This window comes from Streptomyces sp. AK08-02, assembly GCF_033795085.1.
GTDB classification, from domain to species: Bacteria; Actinomycetota; Actinomycetes; order Streptomycetales; family Streptomycetaceae; genus Streptomyces; species Streptomyces echiniscabiei.
On sequence record NZ_JARAZV010000006.1, the window covers coordinates 336639 to 359957 of the forward strand.

Annotated in this window: 21 protein-coding genes; 6 read left to right on the forward strand and 15 right to left on the reverse strand. The window is 69.7% G+C overall.

Annotated elements, in window-relative coordinates; genetic code table 11:
* Positions 1 to 7 precede the first annotated feature (7 nt).
* Positions 8 to 1165, reverse strand: a complete 1158-nt coding sequence (locus PV734_RS14980) for a N(5)-(carboxyethyl)ornithine synthase (RefSeq protein ID WP_319090550.1) — start codon at positions 1163 to 1165, stop codon at positions 8 to 10.
* A gap of 185 nt (positions 1166 to 1350) precedes the next feature.
* Complete coding sequence (locus PV734_RS14985) at positions 1351 to 1866, reverse strand: DUF6817 domain-containing protein (RefSeq protein WP_319090551.1); 516 nt, start codon at positions 1864 to 1866, stop codon at positions 1351 to 1353.
* A 282-nt stretch (positions 1867 to 2148) separates the two neighbouring features.
* On the opposite strand from PV734_RS14985, the gene PV734_RS14990 reads away from it, so the two are divergent.
* The gene (locus tag PV734_RS14990; RefSeq protein WP_319289799.1) at positions 2149 to 3096 is read left to right on the forward strand and encodes a LysR family transcriptional regulator; all 948 of its coding nucleotides are present in this window, start codon (positions 2149 to 2151) and stop codon (positions 3094 to 3096) included.
* 18 nt (positions 3097 to 3114) lie between these two features.
* Here PV734_RS14990 and PV734_RS14995 read toward each other — a convergent pair whose 3' ends face one another.
* A complete protein-coding gene (locus tag PV734_RS14995) occupies positions 3115 to 5055 on the reverse strand; it encodes an AMP-dependent synthetase/ligase (RefSeq protein ID WP_415924207.1) in 1941 nt (646 codons plus the stop codon).
* A gap of 346 nt (positions 5056 to 5401) precedes the next feature.
* Here PV734_RS14995 and PV734_RS15000 point away from each other — a divergent pair, with 346 nt between their 5' ends.
* Positions 5402 to 6391 (forward strand): MaoC family dehydratase, encoded by a 990-nt coding sequence (locus tag PV734_RS15000; protein WP_319289801.1) that lies wholly within the window; start codon positions 5402 to 5404, stop codon positions 6389 to 6391.
* 94 nt (positions 6392 to 6485) lie between these two features.
* Here the strand turns inward: PV734_RS15000 and PV734_RS15005 are convergent, their stop codons facing one another.
* The 9 genes from PV734_RS15005 to PV734_RS15045 form a co-directional block, all read right to left on the reverse strand.
* Complete coding sequence (locus PV734_RS15005) at positions 6486 to 7139, reverse strand: TetR/AcrR family transcriptional regulator (protein ID WP_319090554.1); 654 nt, start codon at positions 7137 to 7139, stop codon at positions 6486 to 6488.
* A gap of 51 nt (positions 7140 to 7190) precedes the next feature.
* Entirely contained in the window at positions 7191 to 7523 is a 333-nt protein-coding gene (locus tag PV734_RS15010) for a DUF4229 domain-containing protein (protein ID WP_319289803.1), read from the reverse strand.
* Between the two features lie 126 nt (positions 7524 to 7649).
* Positions 7650 to 8174 carry a GNAT family N-acetyltransferase gene (locus PV734_RS15015; protein WP_319090556.1) on the reverse strand — a complete coding sequence of 175 codons (525 nt, stop codon included), beginning with the start codon at positions 8172 to 8174 and terminating at the stop codon, positions 7650 to 7652.
* 43 nt (positions 8175 to 8217) lie between these two features.
* Positions 8218 to 9381 (reverse strand): aminofutalosine synthase MqnE, encoded by a 1164-nt coding sequence (mqnE, locus tag PV734_RS15020; protein ID WP_319090709.1) that lies wholly within the window; start codon positions 9379 to 9381, stop codon positions 8218 to 8220.
* 46 nt (positions 9382 to 9427) lie between these two features.
* On the reverse strand, positions 9428 to 9883 hold the full coding sequence (locus PV734_RS15025; protein WP_319090557.1) for an Lrp/AsnC family transcriptional regulator: 456 nt from the start codon (positions 9881 to 9883) through the stop codon (positions 9428 to 9430).
* A 133-nt stretch (positions 9884 to 10016) separates the two neighbouring features.
* Positions 10017 to 10715: a UbiX family flavin prenyltransferase gene (locus tag PV734_RS15030; RefSeq protein WP_319090558.1), complete on the reverse strand. Its 699-nt coding sequence runs from the start codon at positions 10713 to 10715 to the stop codon at positions 10017 to 10019.
* Between the two features lie 31 nt (positions 10716 to 10746).
* Positions 10747 to 11319: a Uma2 family endonuclease gene (locus PV734_RS15035; protein WP_319289807.1), complete on the reverse strand. Its 573-nt coding sequence runs from the start codon at positions 11317 to 11319 to the stop codon at positions 10747 to 10749.
* A gap of 46 nt (positions 11320 to 11365) precedes the next feature.
* Complete coding sequence (mqnP, locus tag PV734_RS15040) at positions 11366 to 12274, reverse strand: menaquinone biosynthesis prenyltransferase MqnP (RefSeq protein ID WP_319289809.1); 909 nt, start codon at positions 12272 to 12274, stop codon at positions 11366 to 11368.
* The gene (locus tag PV734_RS15045; RefSeq protein WP_319090561.1) at positions 12271 to 13728 is read right to left on the reverse strand and encodes a menaquinone biosynthesis decarboxylase; all 1458 of its coding nucleotides are present in this window, start codon (positions 13726 to 13728) and stop codon (positions 12271 to 12273) included. The genes mqnP and PV734_RS15045 overlap by 4 nt, the downstream gene beginning before the upstream one ends.
* A gap of 97 nt (positions 13729 to 13825) precedes the next feature.
* Here PV734_RS15045 and PV734_RS15050 point away from each other — a divergent pair, with 97 nt between their 5' ends.
* Together PV734_RS15050 and PV734_RS15055 are read left to right on the forward strand one after the other, a co-directional pair.
* Positions 13826 to 14230 (forward strand): PLD nuclease N-terminal domain-containing protein, encoded by a 405-nt coding sequence (locus PV734_RS15050; RefSeq protein WP_319090562.1) that lies wholly within the window; start codon positions 13826 to 13828, stop codon positions 14228 to 14230.
* Positions 14231 to 14401: 171 nt separating this feature from the next.
* Positions 14402 to 15784, forward strand: a complete 1383-nt coding sequence (locus tag PV734_RS15055; RefSeq protein ID WP_319090563.1) for a purine-cytosine permease family protein — start codon at positions 14402 to 14404, stop codon at positions 15782 to 15784.
* A gap of 219 nt (positions 15785 to 16003) precedes the next feature.
* Here the strand turns inward: PV734_RS15055 and PV734_RS15060 are convergent, their stop codons facing one another.
* A complete protein-coding gene (locus tag PV734_RS15060; RefSeq protein ID WP_319289811.1) occupies positions 16004 to 17794 on the reverse strand; it encodes an acyl-CoA dehydrogenase in 1791 nt (596 codons plus the stop codon).
* Between the two features lie 433 nt (positions 17795 to 18227).
* Here PV734_RS15060 and PV734_RS15065 point away from each other — a divergent pair, with 433 nt between their 5' ends.
* Complete coding sequence (locus PV734_RS15065) at positions 18228 to 19031, forward strand: SAM-dependent methyltransferase (protein ID WP_319289813.1); 804 nt, start codon at positions 18228 to 18230, stop codon at positions 19029 to 19031.
* A 38-nt stretch (positions 19032 to 19069) separates the two neighbouring features.
* On the opposite strand, the gene PV734_RS15070 is transcribed toward PV734_RS15065, so the two are convergent.
* Positions 19070 to 19627 (reverse strand): hypothetical protein, encoded by a 558-nt coding sequence (locus PV734_RS15070; protein WP_319090567.1) that lies wholly within the window; start codon positions 19625 to 19627, stop codon positions 19070 to 19072.
* A gap of 103 nt (positions 19628 to 19730) precedes the next feature.
* Entirely contained in the window at positions 19731 to 22388 is a 2658-nt protein-coding gene (gene uvrA, locus PV734_RS15075; protein WP_319289815.1) for an excinuclease ABC subunit UvrA, read from the reverse strand.
* 81 nt (positions 22389 to 22469) lie between these two features.
* Between uvrA and PV734_RS15080 the strand changes: the two genes are divergently transcribed.
* Complete coding sequence (locus PV734_RS15080; RefSeq protein WP_319289817.1) at positions 22470 to 23270, forward strand: MerR family transcriptional regulator; 801 nt, start codon at positions 22470 to 22472, stop codon at positions 23268 to 23270.
* Positions 23271 to 23319 lie beyond the last annotated feature (49 nt).

Here is a 23319-nt window from a genome sequence, read left to right on the forward strand (position 1 = left end):
TCCCCCGTCAGCCCACCGCGCTCAGCGAAGACGCGTGGGGATAGGCCGCCGCCCGATGCTGGAAGCTGAGGATCTTCGGGTTCTGGACGACGCCGTCGCGGATCTCGATGGCCTTGCTGACCGTGACGTCGGCGTCCCATGCCGTCGGGCCGCTCATGACCTTGCGCAGGTAGGGCAGGAGCGCCTCGCTGATTTCCCAGGTGGCGGAGTTCCACAGGTGGGACGGGCTGTGGTCGACCCCGTAGTAGTGGCAGCCCGGTCCCACCGTGTGCATGGGCTCGCCGAACGTGGTCGGGCGGGCGAAGGAGAAGCCCATGCCCTCGTCGCAGGCGACGTCGATGAAGAAGGTCCCCGGCCGGAAGTGGGCGAGTTCCTCGTCGTTGACGAACATGAGCGGCGCGTCGGTGTCCTGGAGGATGCAGTTGACGATGATGTCGAATCCGGCCAGGTACTCCGCCAGCGGCATGGAACCGGCCGAGGTGACCGCCCGCAGGCGTGTCGGGTCGTCCTGCTCCTCCTCGAAGTGGGCCATCACCACCGAGGGCATCGGCGAGGCCACCGCCGCCGCCGCGCGCTGGGTGAGCACCGTGACGTCGGTGACTCCCATCGCGCCCAGTCCCGTGACCGCTCCACGCGCGGTGGCACCGAAGCTGATGACCACCGCGCGCAGGCGACGGCCGTAGTGGCCGGTGAGCCCGCCGAGCTGGAGGGAGTGCAGGACCGAGCAGTAGCCGGCCAGCTCGTTGTTCTTGTGGAAGACGTGGACGCTGAAGGCACCTGCGGCGGTCCAGTGGTTCATGGCCTCCCAGGCGATCAGGGTCAGCCGTCGGTCGATGCCGATCTGGGTCATCTTCTCGTCCTGCACACAGTGCGGCCAGCCCCACAGCACCTGGCCCTCGCGCAGCTCGCCGATGTCCTCGTGCATCGGCTTGGGCAGCAGCAGGACGTCGCACTCGGCGATGAGCTCCTCGCGCGAGCGCAGGCCCGCCACGAGTGGGCGGAGCGCGTCGTCGGCGATGCCGAAGCGGCTGCCGTAGCCCTGTTCGAGGAAGATCTTCTGGCGCAGGTCCGGGGCGATGCGGTCGAGGTGGCTGGGGTGCAGCGGCAGACGAAACTCGTTCTCCTTGTGCGAGGAGGCGAGTACTCCGAGAGTCAACAGGCTCATGGTGGGGCGGCTCATTTCCGACCGGACGCGAGGCGATCCGGCATTGCCGTTCCCCGAGGGCGACGCCGAAACGGATGACGGCGTGCGAAGTGCGCTCGGTACTCTCACCGTACTCCGATCCAGGCCAGCAGGGCGCCCGCCCGCTCGTTTGAGCTCGAACGAGCGGGATCCACCAGGATCCCGTTTCAGCGGCCCAGCGTCGCCTCCACGTCCTCCCATGCCCGCCCGCTCAGCAGTGGCCGGAAGCCGGTGAACAGGGCGAGCAGATCCGGGCCCCACTGGTCTCGGAACACCGGGCTCACGCGGGCCAGGTCGAGTTCGTTCGCGGCCGTCAGTTCGGCGAGGTCCTCGCGCCGGCTCCGGTTCACGGGCCGGGCGCCGCCGGTGAAACGGTCGTAGAACGGTGTGTTCGGGGCGGCCAGGCCCGGATAGGTGGCCCTGCGGTCCATGGCGGCGTAGACGTGGACGATCTCCTCCGCCTCCGGGCCGATCACCCTCGCCAGCTCGACGCGGCGGTCGAGGGAGAGCAGGGCGGTGGGGAAGCCGTCGGTGCCGTAGGCGGCGTGGCAGAGGCCCGCCAGGCGGAGGGCCGGCCGGGCCTCCCAGGCGGCGAGCAGTCGGTAGACCCGACAGAGGTGGGCGAGCAGGGTGCCGCCGGGGTGCCCGATCTGTTCCGCGCCCAACTGCCTTAGAAAGCCCACGGTTTGGGCTGCTGTCGACGAGACGAGAGCAGGAGCGGACGGTGCGGGAGAGGGTGCGGGAGGGGGAGAAGGGTGGGGAGAGGGAAGGGAAGCGGACATGGGGGTGGCGTCCTCTCGGTGCGCGAAAGGTCGGCACCCGTCCGCTCCCCACCCCTTGGTCCGGACCCCGGCGGGGGCGCGGGACGGGTTGCCGCCTGGGCCCTGTCCTGAGCGTGACGTACTCGCCCGCAACCAGTCAATCCTAAGGTTCTGTCACCAACTCCAAGTGTTAGCTTGGGTGTTGTGACCCTGGATGACCTACGTGTGTTCGTCGCCGTGTGCCGGGCCGGGAGCCTGAGCGCGGTCGCCCGTGACCTCGCGTGTACGCAGTCGGCGGTGAGTCAGCATGTGAAGCGGCTGGAGCGGGAGACGGGCGTCGCCCTGCTGGAGCGGCATGCCCGGGGAGTCCTGCCGACCGAGGCCGGACGGGTGTTGCAGACCGCCGCCTCGCAGGGCATAGCCGGGCTGGACCTCGCTCTGCGCCAGCTCAAGGAGCTCGTCGACGGCGAGAGCGGCTCCGTACGGGTCGCCACCGGTGCCACCACCGTGCGGCACTTCATGGCGGACGCGGTGGTGGCCTTTCGGCGCCAACACCCCAAGGTGAGCCTGGAGTTCCGTACGGAGAACTCCAGCCGGGGGTGTTTCGCCGCGCTGGCCGACAGCGAGTTGGACCTCGCGTGGATCACCGTCGGGGCGCCCGTGCGGGGTATCGAGCAGCGGATGGTGATGGAGTTGCCGTGGGTGCTCGCCGTGGGTGCCGGTGACGCTCTCGCGCGGCGGCCGTATGCCGAGCCAGACGATCTGCGCGACCTTCGGTTGATCCGGCTGCCGCCCAACTCCACTTCCGCCGCCCAACTGGACGCGGCGTTCGCGGAGGTGGGGGTGCGGCCGGTGTTCGACACGAGTGTCGCCGACTGGGATACGGCTTTGTTGTTGGCGGAGTTGGGGCTCGGTGCCGCCATCGTCCCTGCTGTGCCTGATCTGGCGGTGCCGCGTTCCGACGGGCCGGTGCGGCTTGTTCCGTTGCCCTCGCTTCGGCCGTTGGCGGTGGGGTGGGCTGTGCGGAGGTGGGATGCGCTCAGTCCGACTGCGCGGGCTTTTGCGGATACCGTCACTGAGAGTTGCGGTGGTCAGGTTGTCGGTCGAGGGCCGGCCCGTGGGGGCTTGTCGCGCAGTTCCCCGCGCCCCTGAGGGGGGCGCCGGCGCCTGTCACTGGTCGTACAACCCCTCCACCTCCGCCGCGAAGTCCCGCATGACCTCGAAGCGGCGGAGTTTCATCGACGGTGTGAGGTGGCCGGCCTCCTCCGTGAAGTCGACGGGGAGGATGGTGAAGCGGCGGATCGACTCCGGGCGGGAGACGAGTTTGTTGGCCTCCTCCACCGCCCGTTGGATGACGGCCCTCAAGTCGGCGTCGTCCATGAGGAGTTCAGCCGGAACCGGGTGCTTGCCCTGCATCAGGCGCCAGTGGGTGAGGCCGGGGGAATCGAGGGTGATCAGGGCCGAGATGTAGGGGCGGCCGTCACCCAGGACCATCGCCTGGGAGATCAGGGGGTGGGCGCGCAGCCAGTTCTCCATGGGCGCCGGGGCCACGCTCTTGCCGCCGGCCGTGATCAGGATCTCCTTCTTGCGGCCGGTGATCGTCAGATAGCCCTCTTCGTCGAGGGAGCCGATGTCGCCCGTCGCGAGCCAGCCCTCCGGTGCCGCCGGGACGACGCCGCCCGCGCTCGGGTCCCAGTAGCCGCGCAGGATCTGCTCACCGGCCAGCTCCACCTCGCCGTCGGCGGCGATCCGGACGCGGGTGCCGGGGAGGGGCCAGCCCACGGTGCCCACCCGGGGTTTGAGCGGTGGCGTGACCGTGGCCGCGCCCGTGGACTCGGTCAGGCCGTATCCCTCGTAGATCTCGATGCCCGACCCGGCGAAGAAGCCGGCCAGGGGGCGGCCGAGCGGGGAGCCGCCGCAGATCATGTAACGGACCCTGCCGCCCATGGCGTTGCGGATGCGGCGGTAGACGAGCGGGTCGTAGAAGGCGCGCGCGGTGCGCAGTGAGCGGCTCGGGCCGTTGCCGATGCCGTGCCGCTGCTCCTCCACCGCCTCGCTGTAGCGGCGGGCCACGCTCACCGCGCGGTCGAAGGACGAGACCCGTTTGCCCGTCTCGGCCTTCGCGCGGGCCGTGTTGAAGACCTTCTCCAGCATGTACGGGATGGCGAGCAGACAGGTGGGCTGGAAGGCCGCCAGGTCCCCGAGCAGGTCTTCCGACCTGAGGCTCGGGGCGTGACCGAGGCGCACCCCGGCCCGGATGCAGGCGATGGCCACCATCCGGCCGAAGACGTGCGACATCGGCAGGAACAGCAGCACCGACGCCTCGTCCTTCGTCCGTTCCCGGAAGACGGGATAGAGGAGTTCGATGGCGTTGTCGACCTCGGCGAAGAAGTTGCCGTGGGTGAGCGCGCAGCCCTTCGGGCGGCCGGTCGTGCCCGAGGTGTAGATGAGTGTGGCGAGGGTGTCCGGCCCCAACACCCCACGGCGTACGGCGACTTCCTGGTCCGGTACGTCCTTGCCGAGCTCCGAGAGCCGCTCCACATGACCCTTCTCGAAGACCCACATGTGCTTGAGGTCGGGGATGCGGTCGCGTTCCGGGCCGAGCGCGGCGGCCTGCGTCATCGTCTCCGTCGCGAGGGCCACCGCGCCGGAGTCCTGGAGGATCCAGCGGGTCTGGAAGGCGGACGACGTCGGGTAGATGGGTACGGTCACCAGTCCCGCCGCCCACGCGGCGAAGTCCATGAGCGTCCACTCGTATGTCGTGCGCGCCATGATGGCCAGCCGGTCGCCCGGCAGCAGGCCCTCGGCGATCAGCCCCTTGGCCAGCGCGAGGACCTGCTCGGCGAACTCGGCCGCCGTGACATCCTCCCAGCTGCCGTCCGCCGTACGACGGCTGAGGGCCTTCGCCTCGGGTTCCTCGTTCGCGTTGTCGAAGGGAAGGTCCGCGAGCGAGCCGTACGTCACGGGCGCGACGAACGCCGGTACGGACACCTCCCGCACGGATCCGTCCAGTCGCCGGATCTCGGGCTCCACCAGCAGGGGCTCGCCGTCGTAGCCGACGGCGGTCACGATCTGCGGCGAGGTCGGGGAGGACGGGAACGACGAGGACACGAGCGGCTCCTGTGACGTGCGGCGGCCTTCCGGCGTGTACACCTCTGACGGTGTTCACCACAGATGTACGACTTCGGCGGTGCCGCTGTTCAGAAACCGGATCGTACGGCTCGCACGTGTGGGGGTCGTGCGGGTTCCGGGGCGGTGGAGCGGCGGGGATGTGGAAGCTCAGGTGTCACACAGGTTACCGATGGGTCGTCTTGCCCTGTCCTGAGCGTTTTTCACGTTAGCACCGGCCCCATACGCCTTCCCAGCCCTTCTTCACACTTTCATCCAGGGGCGATCCGGGACTTACCTCCGGTAACCTGACTCTGGAGTAAGTATGGTATCGAGGTGGGAGTTGACCATGACCGACCGCTCGCTTCGCACCCTCGACCGGTCCCCGGCCCTGACACCCCTGCTCGCCCGGGGCGCCTTCGCGTCCCCTTTCAAGAAGGCCGCGCTCAACCGGCCCCGCCCAGTCCCCACCGCCCCGGACCCCACCGCCCCTGACGCCGCCCTCCTGGGCACCCGCCTCGTCCTGCCCGGCGTACGCATCGATCTCGCCCGCCTCGCCGCCTACGAACGGGTCTGCGGCTTCCCCGTCGGCGACGACGCCCTCCCCCTCACCTATCCGCACGTCCTCGGCTTCCCGCTGGCCATGCTCCTGATGACCGAGCGCGACTTCCCGCTCCCGCTGCTCGGGCTGGTCCACACCTCGGTGGAGATCGTCCGCCGACGCCCGCTCGCCGCCACCGGCACCTACGAACTCACCGTGTACGTCGATGAGTTGACGCCCCACCGACGCGGCACCGAAGCCTCCGTGCGGACGGAGGTACGGGAGGGCGAGAGTACGGGTGAGGTGGAGGGCAGGGGTGAGGTGGAGGGCGAGGGTGCGGGCGCGGAGCCGGTGTGGGAGTCGCGGAGCACCTATCTGGCCCGGCATCCGGTACCGCACCGGGCTGAGGCGCCCACCGCCGGTACGCGGGGCGCGCGGGGTCCCGGCGACGAACCCGAGGCGCTGCCTCTGGTCACCCGGTGGCGGCTCGGCGAGGACATCGGCCGGCGGTACGCCGCCACCTCCGGCGACCGCAACCCCATCCACCTGCACGCCCTCACCGCCCGCCTCTTCGGCTTCCGGCGCGCGATAGCCCACGGCATGTGGACCGCCGCCCGCTGCCTCGCCGCCCACGGCACCCCCGAATCGGCCCTGGTCCGCACCGACTTCAGGGCGCCGGTACTGCTGCCGGGCACGGTGGAGTACGGGGCCGACGGCTACGGGAACTTCGAACTGCGGGGCGGGGGACGCGTACACCTACGGGGCGAGGTGCGGAGCGCTCCGCGCAGGGGGCCGTGAAGGGGGTGGGGTGTTGGGGTTGTCGGGTCGCTGCTGCGCCGTTGTGGCTGGTCGCGCAGTTCCCCGCGCCCCTGAAGGGGGCCTGCGGCCGCCTTCAGGCTTCGGGGTCCGGTGGGGGTGACCAAGGGTGGCCTGCCATCAGGTTGTCCAGGCCTGCCCAGGCGAAGTTCATCAGGGTTGTCGCCGCCTGTTTGGCGGTGACTCCTGGGGTGGTGTTCGCCCAGGCCGCCAGGGACTCGGCGGCGCCGACCAGGGCCACGGCCAGGCCGGCGACCTCCCGCTCGGGCAGCGAGGGGTCACGGTGGGCCTCTCGGGCGGCGACCACGATCAGCTGTGTGACGAACGCGACGAGTTCCTCGCGCATCGCCGCGACCTCGGTCGCGAACGGCTCGCCGTGCGTACGGGCCTGGAGATGCAGCACCGACCAGCCGTCCGGGTTCTGGGCGGTGTGCGTGAAGAACGCGCGCAGGCCGTCCCAGAGCTGGCGGTCGGCGGGCAGAGCCGGTTCGACACCGGCGCGGACCGCCGCGGTGAGCGTCCTGGCCTCGCGCCGGATACAGGCGGTGAAGAGGTCTTCCTTCGAGTTCAGGTACAGATAGACCAACGGCTTGGAGACACCGGCGAGTTCGGCGATCTCGTCCATCGACGCGGCCATGTAGCCACGCTGGCCGAAGGTCCGTACGGCGGCGTCCAGCATCTGCTGCTCACGGACGGCGCGCGGCATCCGCTTGTTCTTCACAGCACCCATGGAGGCAAGGGTAGTTGCGCGGGCCGGTGTGCGAGCCCGCGTGTCGTCAGGTCAGGAGGGCTGGCTCTGGGCCTGGACCTGCGCCTGGGTCTGTGCCTGCGCGCGGGCCGCCTCGTCGACGGCCTCGTCCTCCTGGCTGCGGTTCGCCTCCAGGTTGGCCTTGGCGCGGTCCACCCGCTCGACGATCTGGATCGACGCCCGGTCCCGCTCCTTGCGGAGCACCACGAAACTGATCGGGGCGGAGATCACCAGGGAGAGCAGGATGACCCACATGCCGTTGGAGCCGCCCAGGCCGCGCGGGGCGATACCGGAGTAGACGGCGCCCCAGACGACCAGCAGGCAGGCCACCAAGATCCCGAGGCGCATCAGCGTGTAGCGGAGCATCTCAATCCACTCTTCCGGTTCCAAAAAGGGGCGCCGTCCAGTGAAGCACGGCGAGGTCCCGATCTTGCACGGGGGTCCACGGGCCGACGGACGGGGTCCACAGGCTCACGGACGGGGTCCACGGGCTCACAGCAGGGGCAGCAGCATGATGACGTCGTCGCGGTCGTCGCCGGGCGCGACCCGTATCGCGCCGGGTATGCGGCCGACCTCCTTGTAGCCGCAGGAGCCGTAGAAACGCTCCAGACCGAGGCCACCGCGGCAGGTGAGGCGGATCGCCTCCATGCCCTCGAAGGTGCGGGCCGCGTCGGCCGCCGCCGACAGCAGACCGCGGCCGTAGCCCCTGCCCTGGTGGCGGGGGTGGACCATCACCGTGTACAGCCACACCCAGTGGGTCATGAGGCGGTGGGTGTTGAAGGCGAGGAAGGCGCTCGCGGCGACCCGCCCGTCCTCGTCGTGCCCGACCAGCAGCCGGGTACGCCCGCCCGCCATCGCCGCGAAGTGCTTCACCAACTCGGGCCGGACCGTCTCCCGCTCCACCGGGGCGACGAACCCGACGGCACCGCCCGCGTTGGAGACGTCCGTCCACAGGTCGAGGAGCCCGTCGCGGAGATCGGGCGTGACTGCGGGATCAAGGGTGAAGGTAAGGGTCACCCGAGCATCGTAAGTCTTACGTTCGAGTGCAGGGGTCGGACCTTCACACCCGCATCGGCTGCGGCGACTCGCGACGCGCCGGGTCCGGGCCGTCGTACTCGCGGATGATCTCGTACCGCGTGTTGCGCTCCACCGGGCGGAAGCCTGCGTCCCGGATCAGGTCGAGGAGGTCCTCGCGGGTGAGCTTGTTGGGGGTGCCGTAGTTGTCGGCGTCGTGGGTGATCTTGTACTCGACGACCGAGCCGTCCATGTCGTCGGCGCCGTGCTGGAGGGCCAGCTGGGCGGTCTGGACGCCGTGCATGACCCAGAAGACCTTGACGTGCGGGACGTTGTCGAAGAGCAGCCGGGAGACCGCGAAGGTCTTCAGGGCCTCGGCGCCGGTCGCCATCTGCGTGCGCGCCTGGAGGCGGTTCCTGACCTTGCCGTCCTTCATGTCGACGAAGTCGTGCTGGTAGCGCAGCGGGATGAAGACCTGGAAGCCGTTCGTCTCGTCCTGGAGTTCACGCAGGCGCAGCACGTGGTCCACCCGGTGCCGCGGCTCCTCGATGTGGCCGTACAGCATCGTGCACGGGGTCTTGAGACCCTTCTCGTGCGCGAGACGGTGGATGCGCGACCAGTCCTCCCAGTGCGTCCGGTGGTCGACGATGTGCTCGCGGACCTCCCAGTCGAAGATCTCCGCGCCACCGCCGGTCAGGGACTCGAGACCCGCGTCGATCAGCTCGTCGAGGATCTCGGACGCCGACAGACCGCTGATCGTCTCGAAGTGGTGGATCTCCGTCGCCGTGAACGCCTTGAGGGAGACGTCCGGGAGGGCGGCCTTCAACTCCCGCAGGGAGCGCGGGTAGTAGCGCCACGGGAGGCTCGGGTGCAGACCGTTGACGATGTGCAGCTCGGTGAGGTTCTCGCCCTCCATCGCCTTGGCGAGCTTCACCGCCTCCTCGATGCGCATCGTGTACGCGTCCTTCTCGCCCGGCTTGCGCTGGAACGAGCAGTAGGCACAGGAGGCCGTGCAGACGTTCGTCATGTTGAGGTGCCGGTTGACGTTGAAGTGCACGACGTCACCGTTCTTACGGGTCCGCACCTCGTGCGCCAGCCCGCCCAGCCACGCCAGGTCGTCCGACTCGTACAGCGCGATGCCGTCCTCACGGGTCAGCCGCTCACCGGCCCTGACCTTCTCCTCCAGCTCGCGCTTGAGCCCGACGTCCATGCCCACACCTTTCTCCGACAACTCGACCCACCGTACGCCCATGCCCCTACTGCTCCTCCGGCAGCTCACCCACCCTGTTCTCCCACTTCGTGGAGAGCACGATGGTCGTACGGGTCCTGGAGACGCCCTGGGTTCCGCTGAGCCGCCGGATGGTCTTCTCCAGCCCGTCGACGTCGCTCGCCCGCACCTTGAGCATGAACGAGTCGTCGCCGGCGATGAACCAGCAGTCCTCGATCTCGCTGAGGTCCCGCATCCGGCGTGCCACGTCCTCGTGGTCGGCCGCGTCGGAGAGTGAGATGCCGATCAGCGCGATGACCCCCAGGCCGAGCGAGGCGGAGTCGACGGTGGCGCGGTAACCGGTGATGACACCGGCCGCCTCCAGCCGGTTGATGCGGTCGGTGACACTGGGTCCCGACAGACCGACGAGGCGCCCCAGCTCGGCGTAGGAGGCCCGGCCGTTCTCCCTCAGGGCCTGGATGAGCTGCCTGTCCACGGCGTCCATGCGATCGAGCCTTCCGATGAAGAGTCCTGAAAACTGCTGAAGATGAAGACTGCAGCGGGTGACGGTTGCTGCGCGTACTGGAGGTTCCTGGAAGTCATGAGTGGTACTGCCACTTGCTGATACGTACGCCAGGTCAGTCGTTATCAGTACGGGACGTACGGGATGCCCCGGCCCCGCCGCCGAGTTCACCCTCCCAGCGGCGGTACAGCCCGTGCGGGACGCCCGCCGCGTCGAGCACGCGCCCGGCGACGAAGTCCACGAGATCCTGGATGTGGGTGGCGCCGGCGTAGAAGGCGGGCGACGCCGGTACGACGCTCGCGCCTGCGTCGTCCAGGGTCACCAGGTGGCGGAGGGTCTGCCCGTTCAGCGGGGACTCCCGTACGGCGACGACGAGTGCGCGCCGTTCCTTGAGGGTCACACTGGCCGCCCGCTGCAGCAGGTCCTTCGACAGGCCGAGCGCGACCCCGGCCACACAGGCCGTGGAGGCGGGCACGATCAGCATCCCCTTGGTGGCGTACGACCCGGAGGAGGGCCCGGCCGCCAGATCCCCGGCACTCCAGTGCCGTACGCCGCTGATGTCCACGTCGAAGGTGCCGGGCTTGCCGTCGGCGCCCCGGGCCAGCCATTCCCGCAGGTCGTCCTGCCAGTGGGCGTCCCTGAAGGAGATCCCCGTCTCGTCGAGCAGCGTGAGCCGGGAGGCCCGGCTGACGATCAGATCGACGGCCTGACCCGCCCCGAGCAGCGCGCGCAGCACAGCAGCCGCATACGGCGTCCCCGATGCTCCGGACACCCCCACGATCCAAGGCGTGCGCTGCGTTTCTCCTGCGTTCACACCCTGAGCCTACCGGCGGGCGGGGCCGTATTCAGGACTGGGCACTCGCCTTGGGGTCGACGGGGAGACCAGCGGTAGCCACCGTGAACTTGCCGAGCGGGGAGTCGAGGGCCAGATCGCCTCCGTACGGGACGGTGTCGCGGCCCCGGTATCCGTCGGGTCCGGGATTCCACATCGTGACGGCGTGGCCCTTCAGGGGGTCCAGGATCAGGTAGTTGGCGATGCCCCTGGAGGCGTACCAGCGAGGTTTGACCTCGTAGTCGCGGCGGATGCTCTCGGGTGACACCACTTCGGCGACGAACTCGATCAGGTCGTGCGGGTACGCGCTGCGGTTCTCCGCCTCGGCCTCGGCCGGGATGACCGCGAGGTCCGGGCAGAACTCGTTGGCGTCGTCGAACGGGAACGCCACGTCGGTGACCAGGGCCCACCCGGGAGGCAGTTGGTGTTCAAGCTCGGTCCACAGACGCGTGATCGTCTTCCCGTGGAACGGCCTGACCGGATTCATCACGATGCTGCCCTCGACAATCTCCGTCAGATAGCCGGGGAACATGTCCTCCAGCTTGCTGAGCTGCGAGTGCAGGCGATCGATGCCCGAGACGGTCACGGCGGCCTCCCTGGGGTCCTGCCCTCGATAGTAAGCCGCACCGTACTTACAGGGTCAGGCCCCGAACCAGAAGATCCAGCAGCGCACACCCGAACAGGGCAATACCGATGAACCCGTTGACCGAGAAGAACGCCCGGTTCAGCCGCGACAGGTCATCGGGCCGCACGATCGTGTGCTCGTACAGGAAGGCCCCCGCGACGACCAGCAGCCCCAGCCAGAAGAACGCTCCCGCGTCCGTGGCCAGCGCGTACCAGACCAGCAGTGCCGTCGTCAGGGCGTGGCAGACGCGGGCGCTCCACACCGCCGCCGGGACACCGAAGCGGGCCGGTACCGACAGCACGCCGGTCTCACGGTCCGTCTCGATGTCCTGGCAGGCGTAGATCAGGTCGAAGCCGCCGATCCAGATGCCGACCGCCAGCCCCAGGATCACCGCGTCCCAGGACCACTCCCCCGTGATCGCCAGCCAGCCGCCGACCGGGCCCATGGCCTGGGCGAGACCCAGGATGGCCTGGGGGAAGTTCGTGAACCGCTTGCCGTACGGATAGACCACCATCGGGATCACCGCGACGGGGGCGAGGGCCAGGCACAGGGGGTTCAGAAGGGCCGCCGAGCCGAGGAAGACGACGACGGCGATCAGGGCGCCGGTCCAGGCGTGCTTCACCGACATCGCGCCGGTGACCAGTTCGCGGTGGGACGTGCGCGGGTTACGGGCGTCGATCTCGCGGTCGATGATCCGGTTGACGGCCATCGCGAAGGTCCGCAGACCGACCATGCAGACGGTGACCAGGAGCAGGCGGCTCCAGTGGATGTTCCTGTCCAGCTGGAACATCGCCGTCAGCGCGGCGATGTAGGCGAAGGGCAGCGCGAAGATCGAGTGCTCGATCATGACCAGGCGCAGGAACGCCTTGGTGCGGCCCGGCTGGGGCAGCGCGGCGGACGCGGATGCTGAACTCACAGGCCGTACTCCTTCCAGCGTCTGTCGACCTTCGCCGCCGTGTCCGGGTCGGACACCACCATCTCCGGCCACCCCCCGTCCCGCGTGTACCCCTCCTCGGGCCACTTCTTCGTCGCGTCGATGCCCGCCTTGCCGCCCCAGAACTGCTGGTAGGAGGCGTGGTCCAGGTGGTCGACGGGGCCTTCGACGATGCTGAGGTCGCGGGAGTAGTCCGTGTTGCCGAGGGCCCGCCAGGCGACCTCGTGCAGGTCGTGGACGTCGCAGTCCGAGTCGACGACGATGATCAGCTTGGTCAGGGACATCATGTGGGCGCCCCAGACGGCGTGCATGACCTTCTGCGCGTGCTTGGGGTACTTCTTGTCGATCGAGACGATCGCGCAGTTGTGGAAGCCGCCGGCCTCGGGGAGGTGGTAGTCCACGATGTCCGGGACGATGATCTTGAGGAGCGGCAGGAAGAACCTCTCCGTCGCGCGGCCCAGCGGGCCGTCCTCCGTGGGTGGCCTCCCCACGACGATCGACTGGAGCAGCGGGCGCCGCCGCATCGTCACACAGTCGATCGTGAGCGCCGGGAACGGCTCCTGCGGGGTGTAGAAGCCCGTGTGGTCGCCGAAGGGCCCCTCGGGGAGCATCTCGCCGGGCTCCAGCCAGCCCTCCAGCACCACTTCCGCCTGCGCGGGCACCTGCAACGGCACCGTCTCGCAGTCGACCATCTCGATCCGCTTGCCCGCGATGAACCCGGCGAACAGGTATTCGTCGATGTCACCGGGGAGCGGTGCCGTCGAGGCGTAGGTGACCGCGGGCGGGCACCCGAAGGCGATGGCGACCGGGAGGCGTTCGCCCTTCCTGGCCGCCACCTGGTAGTGGTTCCGGCTGTCCTTGTGGATCTGCCAGTGCATCCCGATCGTGCGCTTGTCGTGCCGCTGGAGCCGGTAGAGACCAAGGTTGCGTACGCCGGACTCCGGGTCCTTGGTGTGGGTCAGCCCCAGATTGAAGAAGGAGCCGCCGTCCTCCGGCCAGGTGAAGAGCGCCGGGAGAGCGTCGAGGTCCACCTCGTCACCCTTGAGGACGACCTCCTGGACCGGCGCGTTGTCCGACTTCACCTTCTTCGGCGGTACGTGGACCATCGATCCGAGCTTGCCGAAGGCCTCGCGCACGCCCACGAACCCCTGGGGCAGCTCGGGCTTCAGCAGCCCGCCGATCCGGTCGCTGATGTCCGCGTACGACTTCAGCCCGAGCGACTTGAGCAGCCGCCGGTCGGTGCCGAACACGTTCATGGCCAGCGGCATCGCCGACCCGCGCACGTTCTCGAAGAGCAGCGCGGGCCCGCCTGCCTTCTGTACACGGTCGACGATCTCCCCGACCTCCAGGTACGGGTCCACCTCGGCCTTGATGCGCTTGAGGTCACCCTCGCGCTCCAGCGCCCTGAGCAGGGAGCGAAGATCGTCGTAAGCCATGCGTTCCAGTATCCGTCACGCACTACCCTGGACAGGTCAGCGGGGGCCGGACGCGACCGTCAGTGCGCCCGGACAGCGACTCAAGGGGACCGAATACATGCTCCGGGTGCTGATGATCCTGGTGCCTCTCGCACTGAGCATCTACGCGTTCATCGACTGCGTCACCACGCGGGAGACGGATGTCCGCTTCATGCCCAAGCCCGTGTGGGCCATCCTCATTCTTCTGTTCCCGCTGGTCGGCTCCGTCTCCTGGCTGATCATCGGCCGTGACCGTGCCACCTCCCAGCGCCTGGGCACCGCAGGCGGCCAGTGGATCGCCCCGGACGACAACCCGGAGTTCCTCAAGTCCCTCAAGGACGAGAAGAAGGGCGGGGAGCAGGGCGAGGACTCCGAGGACGAGGTCAAGGACGACGACGCCCATCTGCGGGACTGGGAGGCCGACCTGCGTCGCCGCGAGGAGGAGCTGAAGCGCCGGGAGGCCGGCGAGGACCCCAAGGACTAGGACTGGAAGACCCCGGAAGCACCCGGAAGGCCCAGAAGCACCAGTGTGCGTAGGGGGTCGCGGCCGCCCCGTACAAGGTGCGGGTCCCCTACAAGGTGTACGTCGGCGAGCCCCCGGAAGCGGACATCGCGCCCCTGGGCGGAATCCGTCGCGGACCGGACACTTCCTCGCATGACGACTGCTCCGGCGAACGCCACCGTGACCCCGGCCCCCGCGTACGGCGACAAGGTCATCGCCGTGGAGACCGCGGGCTCGGAACCCATTCCGGATGCCGAACGGCACGGCGGCCCGCTCCAGTTGCTGTGGACCTGGGCCTCCCCGAACATCGAGTTCGCGACCGTCTACATCGGCGTGATCTCGGTCCTCTTCTTCGGCCTCGACTTCTGGCAGGCGTCCGCCGCCCTGTTGCTGGGCACCGCGCTCGGTTCGCTGACGCACGGGATCCTCTCCCTGGACGGTCCCCGGTTCGGCGTACCGCAGATGGCGATCGGGCGGTTCGCCTTCGGGTTCCGGGGAAATCTGCTGCCCGCCGGTGTGAACGCCCTTGTCTGCGGCGTCGGCTGGTTCGCGGTCAACAGTGTGAGCGCCGCCTTCGCGCTGAACACACTGACCGGTCTGCGTCCGCTCCCGTCCCTGTTGCTCGTGGTGGCGGCGGAGATCGTGATCGGCTTCGTCGGACACAACTTCGTGCACGCCTTCGAGAAGTACGCGTTCCCGGCGCTGGCCGTCGTCTTCCTGCTGGCCGGCGTCTGGACGTTCAAGGAGGCGCACCTGGGCGCGCCCGGCGGCGACGGCGGTATCGGCGGCTTCCTGCTCGCCTTCAGCGCGGCCTGGGGATACACGGCCGGCTGGAACCCCGGCGCCTCGGACTACTCCCGCTACCTTCCCCGTACGGCGAACCGCTTCCGCACCGTGCTCTACCCGGCCGTCGGCCTGTTCGTGTCCGTGTCCGTCGTGGCGCTGATCGGCGCGGCCTCGGCGACGATCGTCGCTCCCGAGGGCGCCACTCCGACGGCGGCCTTCACGGGTCATCTCCCGGGCCGGCTGGGCGACCTGGTGCTGCTGGCGATCATCCTGGGCGCGGTCTCGGCGAACGCCCTGAACGTCTACTCGTCCGCGATGTCGGTCACGTCCCTGGGCCTCCGGTTGCCCGTGTGGCTGGGGCGCGGCGCGATCGTGGTGCTGTGCGGGCTCGCGGGTACGGCGGCGGCCTGGTCGTCGCTGGCGGACGCGGGGCAGGCGTACGAGGCGTTTCTGCTGGTGATCGCGTACTGGGTGGGACCGTGGCTGGGGGTGGTGCTGGTGGAGCGGTGGCTTCGGGCACGGACGCCGGTCGAGGCGCTGAGCGCGCGGCTGTCCGACCGGGCTTTCACCAACTGGCCCGGAGTGGCTGCCCTGTTGGCGGGCATCGCGGTGTCGGTGCCGCTCTTCTCGAACCAGGAGAAGTACGTGGGGTGGGTACCGCAGCAGTGGCCGGCCTTCGGCGACATCACATGCCTGGTGGGGTTCGCGGTGAGCGCGGGGCTGTACCGGGTGTTGCGGCGGGCCGACTGACCGGATCCCGGACCGGCTGGGGGACCGGTTCGCAGATCGGCTCAAGTGACCGGCACGGGTACCGGTTCGCGGATCGGCCGGGCGTACATCCCCTACACGCCCGGCACTTGTCGCTTGTGCCGCTTACCGGTTACGCCAGTCGGGGCACACCAGCTGCACGTCATGTGCACGTCACTTTTAGGCCAAGAATTGCCTCTCCCGACTCACCGGACACATCGGTCAGACGCCGGAGAGCATCGGCAGCGACGACAGAAGCTCCTCCGGGAGGTCGAAAGCCTGCGTCAGGGTGCCGAGGTGCGGGGCGAGCCGGGTGGTGAGGGTGTGCAGGGTCTCCGGCAGGGCGCGTACCTGGTCGGCGGTGAGGGCCTGTTCGGCGAGCAGCAGACCACTGCGGGCACTGACCTGACGGAGGAGGAAGAGCGCGGCCAGATCCTCCAGGACAGCGCGCGTGATCGGGTCGGAGACCTGGGCGCAGGCAGTGAGTAAAGCGTCGGCCGCCTGACCCACCGTGTACACCTCTACGAGGGCGAGGGCGGCGTCGGAGGCGTTGTTCCAGCGGCCGAGGGCGTCGCCGCTGTCACCGCGCCGCAGGTCGCGACGGGCGGCGGTGTGCCAGTAGCGCTCGGCGGTGGTGAGGGCGCGGCGCGGCAGTCCCGGGTCGGTCAACGGCTCGTCGCCGGTGGGCCGGAGGGGTTCCGGCGCCAGATCGTGCCCGAAGATCATCTCGGCGCCGGCCTTGCACCAGATCGCCAGGTTGTCGCCCTCGGCGGTGATCGCGCCGTCGATGTCGCCGGCCAGGGCGGCGAGTCCGTTCACGGCGAACAGTCCCCGGGCTCCGCACCGTTCCCGGCACTCGGTCGCGATCTCGCGGGCCCGCCAGGTGACCCATCCCTTGGTGACGGCGACCAGCCGCTCGGCGTCGGCGCGTTCCTCGGGCGTGTGGGTGACCCAGCGCTCGGTGGCCGCGCGATGCAGGAAGGTCATGGCGTAGGCGGTGGCGGTGTGGTCGAGGAGGCGGCTGTGGTGGCTGCGGTGCGCGGCGAGCGGGACACGCTGCCCGGCCACGGGTCCTGAGATGTGCCGGGTGTACGAGTACCGGACGGCGATGGCGAGCGCCGTACGGGCCACCCCGAGCCCGCTCGCGCTCATGCACAGCTTGCCTGCCGTGACCCGGCTGATCGCGTGCAGGAACCGCTTGCGCGGACTGCCGACCGAGCTCACGAGGCTTCCGTCGGGCAGGAGTTGACCGTGGGCGCCCTGGAGGAGGGCGGTGCGGGGCAGCCGTACGTTGTCGAAGTTCGTGGCGCAGTGGTCCACCGAGGCGCCGACGCGTTCCGGCAGCAGGGTGACGGTGATGCCGGGCAGGGTGCCGTAGTCGTCGCTCAGCGGGGTGAGGAAGAGGAAGGCGCCCAGATCCTTGTCGTCGACGATCAGCCGGGCGCCGACGACCGCGGTCTTGGGCCCACCGGCGGAGCTGGTGTTGGGCATGTACTTCTGCGCGCCGGGGTGGGGAGTGTGCAGGACGAACTCGTCGCGCTCCCTGTCGTACCGGGCGACGGTCTCCAGCGCCGCCACGTCGTTTCCGTGCGCGCGCTCGGTGCACAGGAAGGTACCCATACGGGACATGGTGGCGAATTCCGTCAACTCGCGCGGCTGGGAGACCTGGTCGTCGACGACGCTGCCGAGAAAGAGGTTGTAGTGGATCCCCGCCACGGTGACCGTGGCGCCGTCCACCGGGCAGGTCCACTCGTGCAACGCCGCGAGTCCGCGCGGGTCGTTGGCGAAGAGTTCGGGCGACGGGACTTCCTTGTTCAGCGCTCGGAGTCTCTCGTAGGCGAGCCGCCATCGTTGTGGGGCGCTCAGTCCGGGTCGATACCGGAACAGATCATTCGAGACCGCCTTCCGCCACCGGCCGTGGAGCTCGATTCCCTCCTTGCCGTCCTGAAAGAGGAGGCCCGTGACGGCTGCTTGATCAAGGACTGGATGGGGCGTGCGCGTCTCCGTGGTCATGGGGTTCGAGATGCCCACTGTTATTCGGGGATCAACCAATAGTGACCAGGAGCACTTAAGAAATTGGCCAATATGCGGCATTAATAGACAGGAATCAGCCGAAGTGCGACAGCGAGGATTTGGGCGACTTCGAACACTCAATCGACACCGGCGGTGTGGGCGGAGACCGCCAACCGGAATCCGGAGAGAGCGAATCGGAACGCGGGATTCCAGAGTTGCGGGTGAGGTCGTCCACAGGGTTGATCGAGGGGCCGAACGCGCCGCGCCGAGGGGGAGCCCGTAACGCTTTTCGTGTCTCCGTCCAAGAACAGGTGACAGCGGGCAACTGAAGGGACAAGTGTGTCCTGCGCGCGGCCCGGAGGGTAGGACGAGTTGGCCTTGAGCCTCGTGAACTAACCTCGTCCGAACGTCAGTTGACCGACAGGAGTGCAGGGTGACGCAGGACCAGGTCCGTATCGAAGGTATCGACACCAGTAGGCCGCACCCTGCCCGGATCTACGACTACCTGCTGGGCGGCAAGGACAACTACGAGGTCGACCAGCGGGCCGGCGACGCGCTCGCCGTCGCGGCGCCCGAGGTGCGAATAGGCCTGCGGGCCAACCGCGCCTTCATGCGCCGGGCTGTGCGGCACGTGATCGACAGCGGCGTACGACAGATCCTCGACATCGGCACCGGGCTGCCCACCTCGCCCAATGTGCACGAGGTCGCCCAGGAGCTGGTGCCGGAGACGCGGGTCGCGTACGTCGACAACGACCCGATCGTGAAGGCGCACGCCGACGCACTGCTGAGCCGGACCGGGGGCGGGACCAGCACCGTGCTCGCCGATCTGCGTGACCCGCGGGCCGTCCTGGATCACCCGGACGTCCGTCGGGTCATCGACTTCGACGAGCCGGTCGCCCTGCTCCTGGTCGCCGTCGTCCACTTCCTGGCCGAGTCGGAGAAGCCCGGGGAGACCGTCGCCACCCTGCGCGACGCACTGCCCGCCGGAAGTTTCCTGGTCCTCTCGCACGCCACGGGCGACTTCGCGGACCGCACCGACGCCCAGGCCGAGTACAGCAGGAAGGCGACCGCCAGTCTGAACCTGCGCCCCCGCGCCGAGGTGGAGCGGTTCTTCGACGGCTTCGAGCTGCTCGAACCGGGCCTGATCCAGGTCCCGTTCTGGCGCCCGGACGCCCCGCCGCCGGAGCGGTCCGAGCAGATCGGTATCTACGGGGGTGTGGCCCGCAAGGCGGGTTGAACATCCGCCCCGCGTGGACGGAGACATCCGTGAGGCCGCTACGGCCGTCCGGTGAACGGGTTGCCGTGGCCGGGGAGTCGGCCGTCCGGCGGAACGTAGCGCAGCCGCCCGTTCGGGTCGGTCACCGGGGTGAACCCGGCGGCCCGCAGCTGGGCCGTGTACCTGGCTGTGTACCGCCGGTTGTAGGCGAGCAGTACCGGCAGCAGAGCCATGAGCGCGGCCCATACGATGCCGACGATGACGATGCCGTTGGTGTACGCGCGGAACCTGAAGCAGGCCGCCGCCGCGGTCGCGGTGAGCAGGACCATCGCGATCGCCACCCGCTGCTTGTCCGTGAACTGACTGCCGAGGTCGACCACCATGCGGGCCTTGAGGAGATCGACCGCCTCGGGTTCGACCGGCGGCAGCGAGACCCCGTCGGCCGCATCGGGATACCGCGCCCGGTTCAGCGCGGCGAGCTCCCCGGCCTGCGGGCGGGGATCAGGCACGATGAGCAGCTCCAGCCTCTGGCCGCCGTTCTGCCGCAGATCCGCGTACTCGTACCCGAACTGCTGCGCGACGAGGGCGAGTTGGGCGACTCCCTTCATCGTCGTCATGGAGATGGGGATCCGAGCGGGCTCCCCGCTCCCCATCTTCCGCAGCATTTTCCGCACGTCCTTCTTACGCACTGGCCCCCCCGCCATCGACAGTCCAGGCAGTCTAGGGGCCGCCCTCGGTGATCCCTGAGAAGCGGCGGGGAAACGGCCCCCGGGAGGGCGCCCGTACCCCCTCTCGCAGGAACCCGGCCGTCAGGGAACCGGACGTTCCCGCCGCCCGCGCGACCATCTCCGGCGTCCCCTCCGCCACCACGCGTCCTCCTCCCGCGCCGCCCTCCGGGCCGAGGTCGATGAGCCGGTCGGAGGCGCGCATGACGTCGAGGTTGTGCTCGATCGTCACGACCGAGTGGCCCGCGTCGACGAGGCGTTGGAGTACGTCGAGCAGGCGCGCGGTGTCGGCGGCGTGCAGGCCGGTGGTCGGCTCGTCGAGGAGGTAGAGGGTGCGGCCGGTCACCCGGCGCCCCAACTCCTTGGCCAGCTTGAGGCGTTGGGCCTCGCCTCCGGAGATGGTGGTGGCCGGCTGCCCCAGGGGGAGGTAACCGAGCCCCACGTCCGAGAGCCGTCGCAGACGCGCGGCGATCTGCCGTACGCCCCGGAAGACGGTGAGCGCCTCGTCCACCGTGGCGGCCAGCACCTCGGCGATGTCGTGGCCGTCGTAGCGCACCGCCAGCACCTCGCTCCGGAACCGGCGGCCACGGCAGCCCGGGCACCGCACCTCCACCGCGGGCAGGAAGTGCATGTGCACGGCGAGCACACCGGCGCCCTCGCACCGCTCGCAGCGCCCGCCGGGCACGTTGAAGGAGAAGGCGGCGGGAGTCAGCCCTCTGGACCGCGCCGACTCCTGCGCGGCGAAGAGCTCCCTGACCGGGGTGAAGACATCCGCGTACGTCGCCGCGTTGGAACGCGGGAGGCGGCTGATCGGTTCCTGGTCGATCGTCACGACCCTGTCGAGGTGCTCCCAGCCGTCGATGCCGTCGTGCTCCCCCGGCGACACCGAGGACGCCGACAACGCCCGTGCCGGGTCCAGGCGTTGATGTGCCGCCCGGCCCAGCACATCCAGTATCAGCGTCGACTTGCCGGAGCCGGAGGGCCCGGTGACCGTGACCAGCCGCCCGAGCGGAATCCGTACGGTGACGTCCCGGAGGTTGTGGGCGCGGGCCCCGCGAATCACCAACTCCGCGCCCGGCTCGGGGCGTTCCTTCCGTACGGGATGCTGGAGGCGGCCCGACAGACAGGCGCCGGTGACGGACCCCTCCGTCGCCGCCACCTCGTCCGGTGTGCCCTCGGCGACGACCCGGCCGCCGTCCCGGCCCGCGCCCGGACCGATGTCGACCACATGGTCGGCGGCCCACAGCACGTCCAGGTCGTGCTCGATGACGAGGACCGTGTTGCCCAGGTCCCGCAGGCGGCGCAGTACGTCGACGAGACGGGCCGTGTCGGCGGGGTGCAGTCCGATGGTCGGCTCGTCGAGGACGTACAGCATGCCGGTGAGGCCGGAGCCGAGCAGCGCGGCCAGGCGCAGCCGCTGGGACTCGCCCGCGGAGAGGCTGGTGCTCGACTGGGCGAGGGTCAGATAGCCCACGCCGGTGTCGACGAGCCGCCGTAGCCGCTCCTCCAGGTCGGCGACGACCGGTTCGGCGAACCGCCACTCGTCCCCGGTGGAGAAGGCTCTCAACTCCGCTGTCCAGTCGGCGAGTTCGCTGAGCGGCAGCCGGGAGGCGTCCGTGATGCCGAGCCCGTGCACGGTGACGGCCCGGCTCTCGGCGCGCAGCCGGGTCCCCGCGCACGCTCCGCAGACCTCCTTCAGCATCGAGCGTTCGGCCTTCTGCCGGTAGTCGGTGTCGTCGATACGGTCGGCGTAGCGCCGCATGAAGGCGGTGACGACGCCCTCGAAACGGCCCGCGGAGACGGTGGCCGGGGGCGCGAGGGTCGCACCGGCGGGCAAGTGGCTCCGGAACTCGGGCGACTCGACTCCGTGGAGAAGCAGGTCCCTTGTCTCTGCCGCGAGTTCGGACACCGGCTTGTCGGTGTCGAAGGTGAGGTCGTAGTGGTGGGCGGCGGCTCGCAGCAGGGGCAGGTTGCGGTCGACGAGCTGCTTGGGCCAGCCGCGCACCGCACCGGCGGCGACGCTCAACTCCTCGTCCACCAGGGTCCGTACGTCCACCCGGATCACCTCGCCGAGTCCGGTGCAGGACGGGCAGGCACCCGCGGGCTTGTTGAAGGAGAAGGAGCCCATGACGAGTTCGGGCACGGGGGCGGAGCAGTGCGGGCAGGCGGTGTACTCGCCGTCCACCGCCCCCTCCCCTCCCGCCGGCTCCCCTCCCACGGGATCCTCGTCTCCTCCCTGGGCGCCTTCCGGGGTGCCGGCGTACGACGGGGGGATCTCCTGGCCGCAGGCGGGGCATGGGCGTACGCCGATCCGGGACCACAGCAGCCGCAGGTAGGTGAAGACCTCGGTCGCCGTGCCGACCGTCGAACGCGGGCCTCGCCCCGCCGGACGCTGGTCGACGCTGACGGACGGGGACAGACCGGTGATCGAGTCGACGGAAGGCCGGCTGACACCGGCGGTCGCCGCGCCCCACGCCTCCATGTACTGGCGATGGCTCTCCCGGTGGAGGGTGTCGAGAGCGAGCGTGGACTTGCCCGAGCCGGAGAGACCGGTCACGACGACCAGTTTCTGTTTCGGGATCGTGAGCGAGATGTTCTTCAGGTTGTGGAGACGGGCGCCTTTGATGTGCATCACGGGTGTTCGGTCATCCATACCTTCAATTTTTTCATTGAAGTTCCTGTTGAGGCTTTGGGCCGCAGCCCTCGACGTCCACTGCCCCTAAGCTTCAAATCCGTGACGAACCACGAGGTACGGCTGCGGCCCGTCGATCTGGCCCGGCTGTCGGGCCTGTCGACGCAGCAGATCCGCAACTACGAGGACGCGGGTGTCCTGCCCCCGGCGGCCCGGACGGAGTCGGGGTACCGCGTCTTCGGGGACGTGCACCGGCGCGCGCTGCTCACCTACCGGGCCCTGCAGCCCGGGTACGGGCCACTGGCGGCGACCGCCGTCATGCGCACCCTGCACGACGGCGACGTCCCGGGGGCCCTCGCGCTCGTCGACGCGGCGCACGCCGGTCTGCACGAGCAGCGGACGGCGCTACGGGCGACACGTGAGGCCCTGGAGGCGCTGGCCGGCCGACGGGCCCCGGCGGCGACGCCCCCCGCGACCGACCTCCGTATCGGCGAGGTGGCCGCGCTGCTCGGCGTACGGACGTCCGCGCTACGGGTGTGGGAGGCGGCGGGGCTGCTCACTCCGGCCCGCGAACGCGGTACGCGCTACCGGCGGTTCGGGCCGGACGACGTCCGCGACGCCCGCCTGATCCAGACCCTCCGGCGCAGCCACTACCCGCTGGACCAGATCCGCCCGGTGCTGGAGGAACTGCGCCGGGAGGGTGGCACGGAGGCCCTGCGAGCGGCGGTCGCGGCACGCGGGGAGGCGTTGGCGGGGCGTACGCGGGCGATGCTGGCGGGGGCGGGGCGGCTGGCGGAGTACATCACGTACAGCGAGGGTCACGGGCGCGACGGTCGTCCGTCTGGACAATGTGCGGGGAATTTTGACACGGTGGTGCCCGCCGGCCGGCATTCGAACGTATGACCGATCCCCTGTCCGGGTCATGAGCCCTACCCCCGAGCCCCGAGCCCCT

Excerpts from the sequence above, each read along its gene's own strand:
- PV734_RS14980 (WP_319090550.1), bottom strand. The coding sequence starts at position 1,165 with ATGAGCCTGTTGACTCTCGGAGTACTCGCCTCCTCGCACAAGGAGAAC.
- PV734_RS15000 (WP_319289801.1), top strand. The coding sequence starts at position 5,402 with ATGACCGACCGCTCGCTTCGCACCCTCGACCGGTCCCCGGCCCTGACA.
- PV734_RS15005 (WP_319090554.1), bottom strand. The coding sequence starts at position 7,139 with ATGGGTGCTGTGAAGAACAAGCGGATGCCGCGCGCCGTCCGTGAGCAG.
- PV734_RS15010 (WP_319289803.1), bottom strand. The coding sequence starts at position 7,523 with ATGCTCCGCTACACGCTGATGCGCCTCGGGATCTTGGTGGCCTGCCTG.
- mqnE (WP_319090709.1), bottom strand. The coding sequence starts at position 9,381 with ATGGACGTCGGGCTCAAGCGCGAGCTGGAGGAGAAGGTCAGGGCCGGT.
- PV734_RS15025 (WP_319090557.1), bottom strand. The coding sequence starts at position 9,883 with ATGGACGCCGTGGACAGGCAGCTCATCCAGGCCCTGAGGGAGAACGGC.
- PV734_RS15045 (WP_319090561.1), bottom strand. The coding sequence starts at position 13,728 with ATGGCTTACGACGATCTTCGCTCCCTGCTCAGGGCGCTGGAGCGCGAG.
- PV734_RS15050 (WP_319090562.1), top strand. The coding sequence starts at position 13,826 with ATGCTCCGGGTGCTGATGATCCTGGTGCCTCTCGCACTGAGCATCTAC.
- PV734_RS15055 (WP_319090563.1), top strand. The coding sequence starts at position 14,402 with ATGACGACTGCTCCGGCGAACGCCACCGTGACCCCGGCCCCCGCGTAC.
- PV734_RS15060 (WP_319289811.1), bottom strand. The coding sequence starts at position 17,794 with ATGACCACGGAGACGCGCACGCCCCATCCAGTCCTTGATCAAGCAGCC.
- PV734_RS15070 (WP_319090567.1), bottom strand. The coding sequence starts at position 19,627 with ATGACGACGATGAAGGGAGTCGCCCAACTCGCCCTCGTCGCGCAGCAG.
- uvrA (WP_319289815.1), bottom strand. The coding sequence starts at position 22,388 with ATGGATGACCGAACACCCGTGATGCACATCAAAGGCGCCCGTCTCCAC.